The sequence below is a fragment of the Pseudomonas citronellolis genome (genome assembly GCF_900112375.1).
GTDB classification, from domain to species: Bacteria; Pseudomonadota; Gammaproteobacteria; order Pseudomonadales; family Pseudomonadaceae; genus Pseudomonas; species Pseudomonas citronellolis.
Genome location: NZ_FOLS01000004.1, coordinates 183,988 through 199,307 on the forward strand (window position 1 = coordinate 183,988; position 15,320 = coordinate 199,307).

Here is a 15,320-nt window from a genome sequence, read left to right on the forward strand (position 1 = left end):
ATCGCCCCGATAGCGCCGATCAATGGCGGGTTTGTGACGGTGCCGCGCTGCCGCCGCCGGCGAACAGCTGGGCGATGTCGCTGCCGTCGAAGGCGTAGCGCTGGTTGCAGAACTGGCAGTCGACGGTGATCTCGCCGCCCAGCTCGCCCAGCAGGCGCTCGGCGTCTTCCTTGCCGAGGCTGACCAGGGCGTTGGCCGAGCGCTCGCGCGAGCAGCTGCAGCGGAACACCAGCGGCTGCGGTTCGAACAGGCGCACCGCTTCCTCGTGGTACAGGCGGTGCAGCAGGGTCTCGTTGTCCAGGCCCAGCAGTTCCTCGACGTTGAGGGTGTCGGCCAGGGTGGTCAGGTGCTGCCAGCTGGCCTCGCGATCCTCGGCGTCCTTCAGGCGGTCGGCGGGCAGTTGCTGCAGCAGCAGGCCGCGGGCGTGGCGGCCGTCGGCGCCCAGCCAGAAGCGCGTGGGCAGCTGCTCGGAGGTGGCGAAGTAGGACGACAGGCAGTCCGCCAGGCAGGCGCCTTCCAGCGGCACTATGCCCTGGTAGCGCTGGCCGTTCTTCGGGTCCACGGTCATGGTCAGCACGCCGTCGGGCATCAGGTCGAGCAGGCCGGCGCTGTCGCGGATGGCCTCGGCGTCGTAGCGGGCCAGGCCGCGCACTTCACGGTCGCTGGAGCATTCCACCATGAGCAGCGGCACGGCACCGCTGGAGCGCGCCTGCAACACCAGCAGGCCGTCGAACTTCAGGGTGCCGCACAGCAGCGCCGCGGCGGCGAGCATCTCGCCCAGCAGCTGGGCCACCGGCTGCGGGTAGGGGTGCTTGGCCAGCACTTCGGCGAAACTGCGTTCGAGCGCGACCATTTCACCGCGAACGTCGGTGTTGTCGAAGAGGAAACGCTGACTTTGATCGATCTGGGACATGCTGGGCACAACGCTGGCTAAGGCACAAATACATGACAAGCTGATGGCAAAGGCCTATAAAGCGCGCTTTGCGACAGCCGCCCGGTTCAGTAAGGGGGAATCGATTCTATGGAGAAAGCTTCGCCGTTCCAAGCCACCTGGTCGTGGCGCCCGTTCATCGCCTGCCATGCGCTGGCCCTGGTCCTGCTGCTGCTCTGGCTGTGGACGCCGACCCGCGCCGCCATCGACTTCTTCGACTTCAGCCTGTTCCACGCCCTCAACGCGCCGCTGGCGACCAACGAGGCCTGGCGCAACGTCTGGGCGGTGGCCAGCACCCGGCCGTTCGACCTCCTGGTCGGCGTCATCCTGCTCCTGCTGCTGATCCGCGGCGACTGGATCTTCAAGGCCGGCCAGGTGCGCGCCGCGACCTTCGGCATGGTGGTGACCATGGTGGTGCTGATGATCGTCCGCACCCTCTATGCCAAGATCGCCCACCACCTGGGCTGGCAGCACGCCAGCATCTCGGCCATCGCCCCGGACGCCGTGCGCCTGGAAGACTTCTTCCGCGGCTGGCAGGACACCCTCTTCGAGGTGAAGGACGAGTCGGCGCGCAGCTTTCCCGGCGACCACGCCTCGGTGCTGCTGGTGTGGGCGCTGTTCCTCAGCCTGTTCGCCCGCAATGCCGTGCAGTGGCTGGTGGTCTGGGCCCTGGCCCTGCTGTTCATGCTGCCGCGCCTGGTGGCCGGCGCCCACTGGGGCCAGGACGACTATATAGGCGGCGTGCAGATGGCCCTGCTGGCCCTGGCCTGGAGCTGCTTCACCCCGTTCGCCGCCTGGGCCAGCGCCGGCCTGGTGCGCCTGACCGAGCCGCTGTTCGCCCTGCTGGCGAAGGTGCCGCTGCTCAACCGCCTGAGCGTGATCGCCGCCTGAGGCGCACTCCGGAACCCCCGCCACGGCGGGGGTTTCCGTTATTCCCGGTCATCGAGGAAGTGCAGCAGCTGGCGGCGCTGCTTCTTGCTCGGCCGGCCGTCGGTCTGCACGCCCAGGGCGCCGGCCTTGCGCATGGCCGCCGCGCCCTCGCGGCGCTTCACGCTCTCGGCGGTTTCCTCGTAGAGCAGCTGCGCCTCCGGCGCGCCGCGGCGCACGCCCGACAGCGCCTTGACCACCACGGTGCGCTCGTCGAACCCGGTACGCAGCACGTATTCCTCGCCGACCTTCGGCTCCTTGCTCGGCTTGCAGCGCTCGCCCCGGCAATGCACCTTGCCGCCCTCGATGGCCGCCTTGGCCAGGCCGCGGGTCTTGTAGAAACGCGCCGCCCACAGCCATTTGTCCAGGCGTACCCTGTCGTCGTCTTTCTCGCTCACGGCTTCATCCACACTTCTGCAACCTGGCCAGTCTACCCTCGGCCCGGCGTTCCCGGCAGGCCCCTGGCGGGCGCCGATGGCCCTGCTAGAATGCCGCAAAACCCTGGGATGGCTCCTTTTGAAGACCTTCGACCACCTGTCAGTGATCGGCCTGCGCGAATGGATCGCCCTTCCCGACCTGGGCATCGTCGGCCTGCGCGCGAAGATCGACACCGGCGCCAGCACCTCCAGCCTGCACGCCAGCGACATCGCCACCTTCCAGCGTGACGGCCGCGACTGGGTGCGCTTCACCGCCCACCTGGGCACCCAGGTGCAGCGCCGCCACCGCTGCGAGGCGCCGCTGGTGACGATGAAGACCATCCGCAGTTCCAACGGCCAGGCCCAGACGCGCTACGTGATCCGCACCACCCTGGCGCTGGGCGACCACGCCTGGCCGGTGGAATTCACCCTGGCCTGCCGCAAGACCATGCGCTACCGCGTACTGCTCGGTTCCAAGGCCCTGGTCCAGGGCCAGCTGGTGGTCAACCCGGCGCTGACCTATGTCCAGGACAAACCCCTCATCATGGTTACCCCCGCCCTTTCAGGTGCTCAATGAAAATCGCCGTGCTGTCGCGCAACCCGCGCCTGTATTCCACCCGTCGGCTGGTGGAGGCCGGGCAACAACGCGGGCATGAAATGGTGGTGATAGACACCCTGCGTGCCTACATGAACATCGCCAGCCACAAGCCGCAGATCCACTACCGCGGCCAGCCGCTGGAAGGCTTCGACGCGGTGATCCCGCGCATCGGCGCCTCGGTCACCTTCTACGGCTGCGCGGTGCTGCGCCAGTTCGAGATGATGGGCGTGTTCCCGCTCAACGAGTCGGTGGCCATCGCCCGCTCCCGCGACAAGCTGCGCTCGCTGCAGCTGCTCTCGCGCAAGGGCATCGGCCTGCCGATCACCGGCTTCGCCCACTCCCCGGACGACGTGCCGGACCTGATCCAGATGGTCGGCGGCGCGCCCCTGGTGATCAAGCTGCTGGAAGGCACCCAGGGCGTCGGCGTGGTCCTGGCCGAGACGCAGAAGGCCGCCGAGTCGGTGCTGGAGGCCTTCATGGGGCTGAAGCACAACATCATGGTGCAGGAGTACATAAAGGAAGCCGGCGGCGCCGACATCCGCTGCTTCGTGGTCGGCGACAAGGTGATCGCCTCGATGAAGCGCCAGGCCGCGCCCGGAGAGTTCCGCTCCAACCTGCACCGCGGCGGCAGCGCCAGCCTGATCAAGATCACCCCCGAGGAGCGCATGACCGCGATCCGCGCGGCGCGGATCATGGGCCTGAAGGTGGCCGGTGTGGACATCCTGCGCTCGCACCACGGCGCGCTGGTGATGGAAGTGAACTCCTCGCCGGGCCTGGAAGGCATCGAGACCACCACCGGCAAGGACGTCGCCGGGGTGATCATCGAGTACCTGGAGAAGAATGCCGGGCCGCATATGGTCAGGACTAAAGGCAAGGGGTGAGCCGGGCGGCCATCTCGCCACTTACGCCGTTTCTGGGTTATTCCCCTTCGGGCCAGCGCAAGCGCTGTTCGCGATGGAGCCGCGTCCCGCGTTCGCGGGAATGACGGGGTTTGAGGATGGTGCCAGCCTTCCAGGCCACTCCGAACGGCCCCCGCTCCCTTCAGGGAGAGGGCTGGGGAGAGGGTACGGAGGTGACCTCATTCACCGTTGTGACCGGGAAACTCCGTTCGCGAGCAAGCTCGCTCCTACAATGTCGTTCGTCACGCCGTCCCGGATTTCGTTTATGCCAAAATCCCCCCGCTCCTCCGACCTGACCTGGTCGCCCTTCGAAGGCCGCGTCGCCCTGGTCGCCCCGGCCTCCTCCATCGCCGAGGAGGTCTTCGAGGCCACCCTGCGCCAGCTGGAGGTACTGGGCATCGACTACCACCTGGGCGAGCACGCCGAAGCGCGCTACCGCTACCTGGCCGGCAGCGCCGAACAGCGCCTGGAGGACTTCCACCGCGCCTTCGAGCTGCCGGACGTGAGTGCCGTCTGGTGCCTGCGCGGCGGCTACGGCTGCGCCCAGCTGGTGCCCGGGCTGGACTGGACGCGACTGCGGGCGGCCTCACAGCGGCCGCTGATCGGCTTCTCCGACATCTCCATCCTGCTCAGCGCCTTCCACCGCCACGGCCTGCCAGCGATCCACGGCCCGGTGGCCAGCGCCCTCGGCCTGCAGCCGCTGAGCGCCCCCAGCGAACAGCGCGAGCGCCTGGCCTCGCTGGCTTCGGTCAGCCGCCTGCTGGCCGGCGAGGAGCGTCATCTGCCGTGTACTCAGCTGAGCGGTCCGAAGAAGGTCGTCGAAGGAGAGCTGATCGGCGGAAACCTCACTGCCCTGGCCAGCACCGCCGGCACGGTAGCCGCGCTGCACGCGCCGGCTGGCGCCATTCTGGTGCTGGAGGATGTGGGCGAGCCTTACTACCGGCTGGAGCGCAGCCTTTGGCAGTTGCTCAACAGCATCGATGCGGAGAGCCTGGGCGCGGTGGTGTTGGGCACCTTCACCGACTGCCCGCGCAAGAATGTGGCGCATAGTCTGGAAGAGATTTTCGTGGAGTACCTGAGGCCGCTGGGGGTGCCGCTGTACCACGGGCTGCCGAGTGGGCATGGGGCGCAGAATAGGGCTTGGCCTTATGGGAAGGTGGGGCGGTTGGGGGTGAAGGGGTTGGAGTGGTAGAGCGGGAGTGTTCCTGGAAGATTCTCGCTGCTGGACAGCCCCACCCTCTCCCCAGCCCTCTCCCTGAAGGGAGAGGGGGCTTGTCCGTGCCGAGAAGAGGAATGGTTTCAACCGGAAATCTTCGGTGTTGCCGGCTAACTCAGGAATACCCACGCGCTCCGAACGGTCCCCTCTCCCTTCAGGGAGAGGGTTAGGGAGAGGGTGCGGAGCCCATCCAGTGCACCGCCGTCCCAGGCTAGCCCCAACGGCGGATAACGCTGACGCGTTATCCGCCCTACGTAGCGGCGTAGCGGCCGTCCCGTAGGATGGTGTTGAGCGAAGCGATACCCATCACCACGACCGCATGGGTTTCGCAGGCTCAACCCATCCTACGAAAAGCATCTCGGCGCAGTTGGCCAGACAGTTGCGCCGCTCAGGAAGCCCCCCGCGGTAACATCAACCCCAGCGGCAAGCACACCCTGGCCTCCACTCCACCGCCCTCGCGGTTGCGCAGTTCCACGCTGCCGCCGTGTTGCGCGGCGATGCGCTTGACGATGGCCAGGCCCAGGCCGGTGCCCTTGCCGCCGCGGGCTTTGTCGCCGCGGATGAAGGGGTTGAAGATGCTGTCCAGCTCCTGCGGGTCGATGCCGGCGCCGCGGTCCAGCACGCTCAGCACCACGTAGGGCGCGCCGTCGCCGCCGGCCAGGTGGCTGGCCACCTCGACGTTGCCGCCGCCGTGGTTGAGGGCGTTGCCGATCAGGTTGCCGAGCAGGCGCTTCATCGATACCCGGCGCAGCGGGAACGGCGGCAGCGGCTGCAGGCTCAGGCGCACGTGCTCCTCGCCCTGGTTGTAGGGCGCCACCACCTCGCGGGTCAGTTCGTTGAGGTCGCCCGCCTCCACCGGCTCGTCGCGGCCGTCGCGGATGAAGGCGAGGAACTGGTCGAGGATCTGGTCCATGTCCTCGATGTCGCGGACCATGTCCTCGACCATTTCGCGCTCGGTTTCAGGCATCAATTCCAGGGACAGGCGCAGGCGCGTCAGCGGCGTGCGCAGGTCGTGGGACACCCCGGCCAGCATCAGCTCGCGCTCGCGCGCCGCCTGTTCGACGTCGTCGGCCATCTGGTTGAAGGCGCGGTACACCTCGGCCATCTCGCTGGGGGTGTCCTGCCCCAGCGGCAGGCGCACGCTGCGGCCCTTGCCGAACTCCCGCGAGGCCACCACCAGGCGCTTGAGCGGCTGGCCGAGCAGGCGCACGAAGATCCAGGCCGCGGCGGTGGACAGCAGGCCGATGCCGAGGAACCAGCCGAGCACGCTCCAGATCTGCTGGCCGCGCAGCGGGTGCGGGTACAGCGGCACGCCCAGCCAGCCGTCGCCCAGGTTGGGCGCATGCACCCAGAGCATGGACGGGTGATGGATGCGCAGGCGCGTCTCGGTGTCCGGGCCCAGCTCGGTGCGCATCTGCCGCTGGAAGATGCCGCTGTAGGGCCAGTGCTGTTCTTCCGGCTGGCCGTTCTCGTGGGGCACCCAGGCCAGCCCGGCGGACCTGGCGATGGCCTCGCGCGAACGCTCGTCGGCGGCCCAGTAGGCGCGCACGGTCAGCGCCGCGCCGTGGCTGTACTGGCGGTCGACCAGCATGTCCTCGTTCATCAGCAGGTAGACCAGCGTCAGCGCCTTGGAGAAGAGCACGACGATGAGCACCAGCCAGAGGGTGCGGGCGAAGAAGCTTTGCGGGAACCAGGGCGGGGTTTTCAAGATGAACTACCACAGAGCACGGAACGTAGGCGCGAGCTTGCTCGCGAACCCGCCCCGTTGCGGAGTCGGTTCGCGAGCGGGCTCGCGCCTACAGGAGGATCATTTGCGGGCATTACCGTCCGGCACGAACACGTAGCCCACGCCCCACACCGTCTGGATGTAGCGCGGCTTGGACGGGTCAGGCTCGATCAGCCGGCGCAGGCGCGAGATCTGCACGTCGATGGAGCGCTCCAGGGCGTCCCACTCGCGGCCGCGGGCCAGGTTCATCAGCTTGTCGCGGGTCAGCGGCTCGCGGGCGTGCTGCACCAGCGCCTTGAGCACGGCGAACTCGCCGGTGGTGAGCATGTGCACCTCGCCGCCGTTCTTCTTCAGCTCGCGGGTGGCCAGGTACAGCTCGTAGTCGCCGAAGCTCACCACCTCGTCCTCGCCGGCCGGGGCGCCCGGCACCAGCGGCGCCTGGCGGCGCAGCACGGCCTTGATCCGCGCCAGCAGCTCGCGCGGGTTGAACGGCTTGGCCAGGTAGTCGTCGGCGCCCAGCTCCAGGCCCTGGATGCGGCTGGACTCGTCGCCCTTGGCGGTGAGCATGATGATCGGGATCTGGTTGTTCGCCTCGCGCAGGCGCTTGCACGCCGAGAGGCCGTCTTCGCCGGGCATCATCAGGTCGAGCACCACCAGCTGGAACAGCTCGCGGGCCAGCAGGCGGTCCATCTGCTCGGTGTTCTCCACGGCGCGCACGCGGTAGCCCTGCTCGTCGAGGAAGCGCTCCAGCAGGCGGCGCAGGCGGGCGTCGTCGTCGACGATGAGGATCTTTTCACCTTCGGGCAGGGTGGACGGGTTCGACATAGAAACTCCAGGTTCGGGTCAGGCCGGCAATTATCGCCCAGCCGCGGTTGGCCACGGATTGTCCATTGTTAGCAGATTTTTCCCCGACCGACCGCCCTCTCGCGCGATTTTGCCTGGGTATAATGCGGCGCTTTTGCGGCGGGGCGTTGTCATAGACGCCTGCCGGACGCCCGAGCGAGCCGGCCGGCGCTAGCGCCACACCCCGTATTCTCGTTGGTTTCACCAGGTGGATTCATGGACAGCATCAACACCCGTATCGCCGAAGAGCTCTCCGCACTGCCCTCCGGCCGTGTTCAACCGCAGCAGGTGGCCGCCGCCGTGGCCCTGCTCGATGAAGGCAGCACTGTCCCCTTCATCGCCCGTTACCGCAAAGAAGTGACCGGCAGCCTCGACGACACCCAGCTGCGCCTGCTGGAAGAGCGCCTGCGCTACCTGCGCGAGCTGGACGAGCGCCGCGCCAGCATCCTCGCCAGCATCGAGGAGCAGGGCAAGCTGACCCCCGAGCTGGCCCGCGAGATCAAGCTGGCCGACACCAAGACGCGCCTGGAAGACCTCTACCTGCCGTACAAGCAGAAGCGCCGCACCAAGGGCCAGATCGCCCTGGAAGCCGGCCTGGGCGAGCTGGCCGACGCGCTGTTCGCCGACCCGAACCTGGCCCCGGAAACCGAAGCCGCGCGCTTCGTCGATGCCGAGAAGGGCTTCGCCGACATCAAGGCCGTGCTCGAAGGCGCCAAGTACATCCTCATGGAGCGCTTCGCCGAGGACGCCACCCTGCTCGACCGCCTGCGCGTGTTCCTCAAGGACAACGCCACCCTGACCGCCCGCCTGGTGCCGGGCAAGGAAACCGAAGGCGCCAAGTTCAGCGACTACTTCGAGCACGACGAGCCCTTCAAGGGCGCGCCCTCGCACCGCGCCCTGGCGATCTTCCGCGGGCGCAACGAAGGCGTGCTGAGCGTGGCGCTGAAGGTCGGCGAGGAACTGCCGGGCACCAGCCACCCGTGCGAAGTGATGATCGGCGAGCGCTTCGGCATCTCCAACCAGGGCCGCGCCGCCGACAAGTGGCTGGGCGAAGTGGTGCGCTGGACCTGGAAGGTCAAGCTCTACACCCACCTGGAGACCGACCTGCTGGGCGAGCTGCGCGAAGGCGCCGATCTCGAGGCGATCAACGTCTTCGCCCGCAACCTGCACGACCTGCTGCTGGCCGCCCCGGCCGGCCCGCGCGCCACCCTGGGCCTGGACCCGGGCCTGCGCACCGGCGTCAAGGTCGCGGTGGTCGACGCCACCGGCAAGCTGCTGGACACCGCCACCGTCTACCCCCACGCGCCGAAGAACCAGTGGGACCAGACCATCGCCGTGCTCGCCGCGCTGTGCGCCAAGCACCAGGTGGAACTGATCGCCATCGGCAACGGCACCGCCAGCCGCGAGACCGACAAGCTGGCCGCCGAGCTGATCAAGAAATACCCGGCGCTCAAGTGCACCAAGATCATGGTCAGCGAGGCCGGCGCCTCGGTGTACTCGGCCTCCGAGCTGGCCGCCCGGGAATTCCCCGACCTCGACGTGTCGCTGCGCGGCGCCGTCTCCATCGCCCGCCGCCTGCAGGACCCGCTGGCCGAGCTGGTGAAGATCGAGCCCAAGTCCATCGGCGTCGGCCAGTACCAGCATGACGTGTCCCAGCTGCAACTGGCGCGCAGCCTGGACGCGGTGGTGGAAGACTGCGTGAACGCCGTGGGCGTGGACGTGAACACCGCCTCCGCCGCCCTGCTGGCGCGCATCTCCGGCCTCAACAGCACCCTGGCGCAGAACATCGTGGCGCACCGCGACGCCAACGGCGCGTTCAAGTCCCGCGACGACCTGAAGAAGGTCAGCCGCCTGGGCGAGAAGACCTTCGAGCAGGCCGCCGGCTTCCTCCGCGTGATGAACGGCGACAACCCGCTGGACGCCTCGGCGGTGCACCCGGAAACCTACCCGCTGGTGCAACGCATCGCCGCCGACACCGGCCGCGACATCCGCTCGCTGATCGGCGATTCGGCCTTCCTCAAGCGCCTGGACCCGAAGAAGTTCACCGACGAGCAGTTCGGCCTGCCCACCGTCACCGACATCCTCAAGGAACTCGACAAGCCCGGCCGCGACCCGCGCCCGGAGTTCAAGACCGCCGAGTTCCAGGACGGCGTCGAGAGCCTCAAGGACCTCAAGCCGGGCATGGTGCTCGAAGGCGTGGTGACCAACGTCACCAACTTCGGCGCCTTCGTCGACATCGGCGTGCACCAGGACGGCCTGGTGCACATCTCGGCGCTGTCGGAGAAGTTCGTCAAGGACCCGTACGAAGTGGTCAAGGCCGGCGACATCGTCAAGGTCAAGGTCATGGAAGTGGACATCCCGCGCAACCGCGTCGGCCTGTCCATGCGCATGGGCGACACCCCCGGCGAGAAGGTCGAGGGCCCGCGCGGCGGCGGCCGTGGCAACGGCGGCCAGCGTGGCGAGCGCAGCGCCCCGCGGCAGCAGGAGAAGGCCCCGGCGAACAACGCCATGGCCGCGCTGTTCGCCAATGCCAAGCAACTGAAGAAGAAGTAGGGAAGCCCCATGAGCGAGATGCCCAGCCGCGACGTCATGATCAGCGCCTTCAGCGAGAACATCGGCCTTGAGCCGGTGCGCCTGGGCGATGGCGAGGCCGAAGTGAGCCTGAAGATGGCCGAGCACCTGCGCAACCGCGGCAACGTGATGCACGGCGGGGCGATCTTCTCGCTGATGGACGTGACCATGGGCCTGGCCTGCTCCAGCGCCCATGGCTTCGACCGCCAGAGCGTCACCCTGGAATGCAAGATCAACTACATCCGCGCCGTCGCCGAAGGCGAGGTGCGCTGCGTGGCCAAGGTCCTGCACGCCGGGCGCCGCTCGCTGGTGGTGGAGGCGGACGTGTTCCAGGGCGACAAGCTGGTCGCCAAGGGACAAGGCACCTTCGCCCAGCTGTAAGCCGTCGCCCCTTTCCTGCTCTATCCTGACCATCGGCAGCCCGCGTGCCACGCGGGCTCCGGTGAGTCGCAGCCCGCCAGGCGACAACGCCGGCCGCCCTCCCCCTTGTAGACCGCCCGGTCCACCCCCATAGTGGGGCGACTGCCGCGTGAAGGACATCAAATTGAGCGACCTACTCTCCCGCCGCCTGGCGCTGCTCGGCGACGCTGCCCACCTGCCCCTGCTCAGCCAGTGTCTGCACGGCATCGAGCGCGAGTGCCTGCGCGTCGACGGCAACGGCCGCCTGGCCCTGACCCCGCACCCGCGCGCCCTGGGCTCGGCCCTGACCAACCCGCAGATCACCACCGACTATTCCGAGGCGCTGCTGGAGTTCATCACCCCCACCAGCACCCGCGTCGAGCAGACCCTGGCATCCCTGGAGAGCATCCACCGCTTCGCCAGCCAGCGCCTGGACGGCGAGCTGCTGTGGAGCCCGTCGATGCCCTGCGAGCTGCCCGACGAAGAGAGCATCCCGATCGCGCGCTACGGCAGCTCCAACATCGGCCGCCTCAAGTACGTCTACCGCAAGGGCCTGGCGCTGCGCTACGGCAAGACCATGCAGTGCATCGCCGGCATCCACTACAACTTCTCCCTGCCCGAGGGGCTGTGGCAGCTGCTGCAGCGCCACGAGGACGGCGGCATGGCGCTGCGCGACTTCCAGTCGGCGCACTACATCGCCCTGATCCGCAACTTCCGCCGCTACAGCTGGCTGCTGATGTACCTGTTCGGCGCCTCGCCGGCGCTGAACGCCGGTTTCCTGCGCGGCCGCCCGCACCAGTTGCAGCAGTTCGACGAGCACACCCTGTACCTGCCCTGGGCCACCAGCCTGCGGATGAGCGACCTGGGCTACCAGAACAACGCCCAGGCCGGCCTGACACCCTGCTACAACGACCTCGACAGCTACGTCGAGAGCCTGCGCAGCGCGGTGGGCACGCCCTACCCGCCCTACCAGAAGATCGGCACCAAGCAGGACGGCGAGTGGGTGCAGCTGAACACCAACGTGCTGCAGATCGAGAACGAGTACTACTCCAGCATCCGCCCGAAACGCGTGACCTACAGCGGCGAGCGGCCGATCCAGGCCCTGGAGTCGCGCGGCGTGCAGTACGTCGAGGCACGCTGCCTGGACATCAACCCCTTCCTGCCGCTGGGCATAGACGCCGCCGAGGGCCGCTTCCTCGACGCCTTCCTGCTCTACTGCGCGTTGCAGGACAGCCCGCTGCTGGCCGACGGCGAGTGCGGCGCGGCCACCAGCAACTTCCTCAAGGTAGTCAAGGAAGGCCGCCGTCCGGGGCTGCACCTGCAGCGTGGCGGGCAGACCGTGCCGTTGCAGGTCTGGGCCAGCGAACTGCTGGAACGCATCGCGCCCATCGCCGAACTGCTCGACCGCGCCACCGGCGGCGACGCCCACGCGCAGAGCCTGGCGCAGCAGCGCGAGAAGGTGGCCGATCCGGAGCGCACGCCGTCCGCGCAGGTCCTGGCGGAAATGCGCGAGCGCGGCGAAAGCTTCACCGCCTTCGCCCTGCGCAAGAGCCGCGAACACGCGGAAACCCTCGCCCAACCGCTGCCGGCCATCGAGCAGGAAGCCTTCGAGGCCATGGCGAAGATTTCCCTGGCCGAGCAGGAAGAACTGGAACGCCAGCCGGAAGGGGATTTCGACACCTTCGTGGCGGCCTACCAGGCAAGTATCCTCGGGGTGATCGGCGTTTAAGCCCCCGGAGCGGACCTTGCCCGCGATAGCCGGACGTCCCGGCGCGATTCGCGGATAAGATCCGCTCCTACCCCGCCCCACCCACACCATTCCCCCGTAGGAGCGGACCTTGTCCGCGATAGCCGGACGCCCCGGCGCGATTCGCGGATAAGATCCGCTCCTACGCCGCCCCACCCGCACCATTCCCTGTAGGAGCGCGCCCTGCGCGCGATTCGCGGGCAGGGCCCGCTCCTACAGTTCCAGGAAAGCACGGTCGTAGGAGCGGACTCCGTCCGCGATAGCCGGACATCCCGGCGTGATTCGCGGATAAGATCCGCTCCTACACCGCCCTAACCACGCCCTTCCCCTGTAGGAGCGAGCTTGCTCGCGAACGGATTCCGCAGCGGGGTTCATTCGCGAGCAAGCTCGCTCCTACGAAAGAAAGACAGAGGCGCTGAACTACAGGCTCTTCTCGAACACCTGCGAATTGCGCTGGTAGTTGTACAGCGACGCCCGCGCCGCCGGCAGGCGTTCGACGCTGCTGGGCTGGAAGCCGCGTTCGCGGAACCAGTGGGCGGTGCGGGTGGTGAGCACGTAGAGGGTCTTCACGCCCAGGGCCCGGGCGCGCTTCTCGATGCGTTCCAGCAACTGGTCGCCGCGCCCGCCGTGGCGGTATTCCGGGTTCACCGCCAGGCAGGCCAGCTCGGCGGCGTCGGAATCGGCGATCGGGTACAGCGCCGCGCAGGCGATGATCAGCCCCTCGCGCTCGACGATGCTGAACTGCTCGATCTCGCGCTCCAGCACCTCGCGCGAACGGCGCACCAGGATGCCCTGCTCTTCCAGCGGGCGGATCAGCTCCAGCAGGCCGCCGACGTCCTCGATGCCCGCCTCGCGCAGTTGCTCGAACTGCTCCTGGGCCACCAGGGTGCCGTTGCCGGTGCGGGTGAACAGCTCGCTGAGCAGCGCGCCATCCTCGGTATAGCTGACGATGTGGCTGCGCCGCACCCCGGCGCGGCAGGCCTGGGCGGCGGCGTCGAGCAGTTCGGCCTGGTAGCTGTTGCCCAGGCGCTGCAGGTGCGTCGGCACCTGTTGCGGGCGCAGTTCGCGGACCAGCTTGCCGTCCTCGTCGAGCAGGCCGCGCTCGCCGCCGAACAGGATCAGCTTGTCGGCGTCCAGCTCGATGGCCGCGCGCATGGCCACGTCCTCGCAGGCGAGGTTGAAGATTTCCCCGGTGGGCGAGTAGCCCAGCGGCGAGAGCAGCACGATGGAGCGCTCGTCGAGCAGGCGGCCGATGCCCTTGCGGTCGATGCGCCGCACCTCGCCGGTGTGGTGGTAGTCGATGCCCTCGACCACGCCGATCGGCCGCGCCGTGACCAGGTTGCCCGCCGCCACGCGCAGGCGCGCGCCCTGCATGGGCGAGGCGGCCATGTCCATGGACAGCCGCGCCTCGATGGCGATGCGCAGGCTGCCCACGGCGTCGATCACACATTCCAGGGTGGGCGCGTCGGTCACCCGCAGGTCGCGGTGGAAGCGCGGCGCCAGGCCGCGCTGGGCCAGGCGCGCCTCGATCTGCGGGCGCGAGCCGTGGACCAGCACCAGGCGCACGCCCAGGCTGTGCAGCAGCACCAGGTCATGGACGATGTTGCCGAAGTTCGGGTCTTCCACGCCCTCGCCGGGCAGCATGACCACGAAGGTGCAGTCCCGGTGGGCGTTGATGTAGGGAGAAGCGTGACGTAACCAGGTGACGTAGTCTTGCATTGTCCAGATGGCCTGTGAGCGGGCGATGAAGGGTTGTCGAGTGCGAATGGCCGGCAAGGGCGGCGGGAGCGGCGGTTATCGTCGTCGCATGCACATCGACGGGTTTCTCCTCTTCAGGGCGGTTACAGGCAGTAATGCTGGATCAAGCCGCGCAGCAGTTCCACGGTCGGCGGGATGCGAGCGAGTTCCAGATGTTCGTCCGGCTGGTGGGCGCAGGCGATGTCGCCGGGGCCCAGGACCAGAGTCTGGCAACCAAGCTGCTGAAGATACGGTGCTTCGGTGCCAAAGGCTACCGCTTCCGCCGAATGCCCGCTGAGGCGCTCGGCCAGGCGCACCAGCTCGCTGTCCGCGGCCTGCTCGAAGGGCGGCACGGCGGGGAACAGCGGCTGGTAGTCCAGGCGCACCGCGAAGCGCTCGGCCAGGGGCCGCAGGCGCTCGCCGATGGCCCGGCGCAGGGCCTGCGGGTCCATCCCCGGCAGCGGCCGCAGGTCGAACTCCAGGGCGCACTGGCCACAGATGCGGTTGGGGTTGTCGCCGCCGTGGATGCAGCCCAGGTTCAGCGTCGGCTGCGGTACGCCGAACTGCGGGTTGTTGAATTCCTTCTGCCACTGCGCGCGCAGCGCCAGCAGCTCGCCGATGGCCGCGTGCATGGCCTCCAGGGCGCTGTGGCCGAGGCTCGGGTCGGAGGAATGGCCGCTCTGCCCGAGGATGTCGATGCGCTCCATCATCACCCCCTTGTGCAGGCGGATCGGCCGCAGCCCGGTGGGCTCGCCGATCACCGCGGCGCGCGCCAGGGGCCGGCCGGCTTCGGCCAGAGCGCGGGCGCCGGCCATGGAGCTTTCCTCGTCGCAGGTGGCGAGGATCAGCAGCGGCTGGCGCAGGGGCTTCTCCAGCAGCGGCAGCAACGCCTCGATGGCGATGGCGAAGAAGCCCTTCATGTCGCAGCTGCCCAGGCCGTACCAGCGGCCGTCGCGCTCGTCCAGGCGCAGCGGGTCGCTTTTCCACAGCGACTCGTCGTAGGGCACGGTGTCGGTGTGCCCGGCCAGCACCAGGCCGCCAGGGCCGCTGCCCAGGCTCGCCAGCAGGTTGAACTTGCCCGGGGCGATCTCCTGCAGTTCACAGGCGAAACCCAGGTCGCCCAGCCAGGTGGCCAGCAGCTCCACCACCGGGCGGTTGGACTGGTCCAGGGCGGGCTGGGTACAGCTCACCGACGGCAGGGCGAGCAACTGGGCGAAACGGTCTTTCAGGCTCGGCAGGGGCATGGGCGTCTCCGGAAGCGTTGTGCCCATCATGGCCCAGGATGGCCGTCAGTTGAACCGCCATCCTTC

The 15,320-nt window shown here is 68.4% G+C and carries 13 protein-coding genes; 7 read left to right on the plus strand and 6 right to left on the minus strand.

The genetic code is table 11. The annotated features are described in order from the left end of the window. Window positions 1–19: 19 nt before the first annotated feature. Window positions 20–913 carry an Hsp33 family molecular chaperone HslO gene (gene hslO, locus BM060_RS05890; protein ID WP_009614970.1) on the minus strand — a complete coding sequence of 298 codons (894 nt, stop codon included), beginning with the start codon at window positions 911–913 and terminating at the stop codon, window positions 20–22. A 108-nt stretch (window positions 914–1,021) separates the two neighbouring features. Here hslO and BM060_RS05895 point away from each other — a divergent pair, with 108 nt between their 5' ends. Next, window positions 1,022–1,822 (plus strand): phosphatase PAP2 family protein, encoded by an 801-nt coding sequence (locus tag BM060_RS05895; protein WP_074978145.1) that lies wholly within the window; start codon window positions 1,022–1,024, stop codon window positions 1,820–1,822. Window positions 1,823–1,860: 38 nt separating this feature from the next. Here BM060_RS05895 and hslR read toward each other — a convergent pair whose 3' ends face one another. After that, window positions 1,861–2,256 carry a ribosome-associated heat shock protein Hsp15 gene (hslR, locus tag BM060_RS05900; RefSeq protein WP_074978148.1) on the minus strand — a complete coding sequence of 132 codons (396 nt, stop codon included), beginning with the start codon at window positions 2,254–2,256 and terminating at the stop codon, window positions 1,861–1,863. Between the two features lie 118 nt (window positions 2,257–2,374). Between hslR and rimB the strand changes: the two genes are divergently transcribed. From rimB to BM060_RS05915, 3 genes are all read left to right on the plus strand, one after another. Then, window positions 2,375–2,851, plus strand: coding sequence for a retropepsin-like aspartic endopeptidase RimB (gene rimB / locus BM060_RS05905; protein ID WP_074978151.1), 477 nt, complete (start codon window positions 2,375–2,377; stop codon window positions 2,849–2,851). Then, window positions 2,848–3,753 carry a 30S ribosomal protein S6--L-glutamate ligase gene (gene rimK / locus BM060_RS05910; protein WP_074978154.1) on the plus strand — a complete coding sequence of 302 codons (906 nt, stop codon included), beginning with the start codon at window positions 2,848–2,850 and terminating at the stop codon, window positions 3,751–3,753. Before rimB ends, rimK begins: the two co-directional genes overlap by 4 nt. Before the next feature lie 283 nt (window positions 3,754–4,036). Next, on the plus strand, window positions 4,037–4,963 hold the full coding sequence (locus BM060_RS05915; RefSeq protein WP_074978156.1) for a S66 peptidase family protein: 927 nt from the start codon (window positions 4,037–4,039) through the stop codon (window positions 4,961–4,963). A gap of 412 nt (window positions 4,964–5,375) precedes the next feature. On the opposite strand, the gene BM060_RS05920 is transcribed toward BM060_RS05915, so the two are convergent. Then, on the minus strand, window positions 5,376–6,695 hold the full coding sequence (locus BM060_RS05920; RefSeq protein ID WP_074978160.1) for an ATP-binding protein: 1,320 nt from the start codon (window positions 6,693–6,695) through the stop codon (window positions 5,376–5,378). A 99-nt stretch (window positions 6,696–6,794) separates the two neighbouring features. Further along, window positions 6,795–7,538, minus strand: a complete 744-nt coding sequence (gene ompR, locus BM060_RS05925) for an osmolarity response regulator transcription factor OmpR (protein ID WP_074978163.1) — start codon at window positions 7,536–7,538, stop codon at window positions 6,795–6,797. 234 nt (window positions 7,539–7,772) lie between these two features. Between ompR and BM060_RS05930 the strand changes: the two genes are divergently transcribed. The 3 genes from BM060_RS05930 (at window position 7,773) to gshA (ending at window position 12,255) form a co-directional block, all read left to right on the plus strand. Beyond that, window positions 7,773–10,109 carry a Tex family protein gene (locus BM060_RS05930; RefSeq protein WP_074978165.1) on the plus strand — a complete coding sequence of 779 codons (2,337 nt, stop codon included), beginning with the start codon at window positions 7,773–7,775 and terminating at the stop codon, window positions 10,107–10,109. 9 nt (window positions 10,110–10,118) lie between these two features. After that, window positions 10,119–10,508 (plus strand): PaaI family thioesterase, encoded by a 390-nt coding sequence (locus BM060_RS05935; protein ID WP_074978168.1) that lies wholly within the window; start codon window positions 10,119–10,121, stop codon window positions 10,506–10,508. Window positions 10,509–10,671: 163 nt separating this feature from the next. Next, entirely contained in the window at window positions 10,672–12,255 is a 1,584-nt protein-coding gene (gshA, locus tag BM060_RS05940; RefSeq protein ID WP_074978171.1) for a glutamate--cysteine ligase, read from the plus strand. Between the two features lie 438 nt (window positions 12,256–12,693). Here the strand turns inward: gshA and argA are convergent, their stop codons facing one another. Together argA and argE are read right to left on the minus strand one after the other, a co-directional pair. Further along, window positions 12,694–13,992, minus strand: a complete 1,299-nt coding sequence (argA, locus tag BM060_RS05945) for an amino-acid N-acetyltransferase (RefSeq protein WP_069862634.1) — start codon at window positions 13,990–13,992, stop codon at window positions 12,694–12,696. Between the two features lie 122 nt (window positions 13,993–14,114). After that, window positions 14,115–15,254, minus strand: coding sequence for an acetylornithine deacetylase (argE, locus tag BM060_RS05950; protein WP_074978173.1), 1,140 nt, complete (start codon window positions 15,252–15,254; stop codon window positions 14,115–14,117). Between the last annotated feature and the right edge of the window lie 66 nt (window positions 15,255–15,320).

Bases quoted from the DNA above. Each gene is read 5' to 3' on its own strand.
- BM060_RS05895 (WP_074978145.1), top strand. From the start codon at position 1,022: ATGGAGAAAGCTTCGCCGTTCCAAGCCACCTGGTCGTGGCGCCCGTTC.
- argE (WP_074978173.1), bottom strand. From the start codon at position 15,254: ATGCCCCTGCCGAGCCTGAAAGACCGTTTCGCCCAGTTGCTCGCCCTG.
- BM060_RS05930 (WP_074978165.1), top strand. From the start codon at position 7,773: ATGGACAGCATCAACACCCGTATCGCCGAAGAGCTCTCCGCACTGCCC.
- hslO (WP_009614970.1), bottom strand. From the start codon at position 913: ATGTCCCAGATCGATCAAAGTCAGCGTTTCCTCTTCGACAACACCGAC.
- BM060_RS05935 (WP_074978168.1), top strand. From the start codon at position 10,119: ATGAGCGAGATGCCCAGCCGCGACGTCATGATCAGCGCCTTCAGCGAG.
- BM060_RS05915 (WP_074978156.1), top strand. From the start codon at position 4,037: ATGCCAAAATCCCCCCGCTCCTCCGACCTGACCTGGTCGCCCTTCGAA.
- argA (WP_069862634.1), bottom strand. From the start codon at position 13,992: ATGCAAGACTACGTCACCTGGTTACGTCACGCTTCTCCCTACATCAAC.
- ompR (WP_074978163.1), bottom strand. From the start codon at position 7,538: ATGTCGAACCCGTCCACCCTGCCCGAAGGTGAAAAGATCCTCATCGTC.
- rimK (WP_074978154.1), top strand. From the start codon at position 2,848: ATGAAAATCGCCGTGCTGTCGCGCAACCCGCGCCTGTATTCCACCCGT.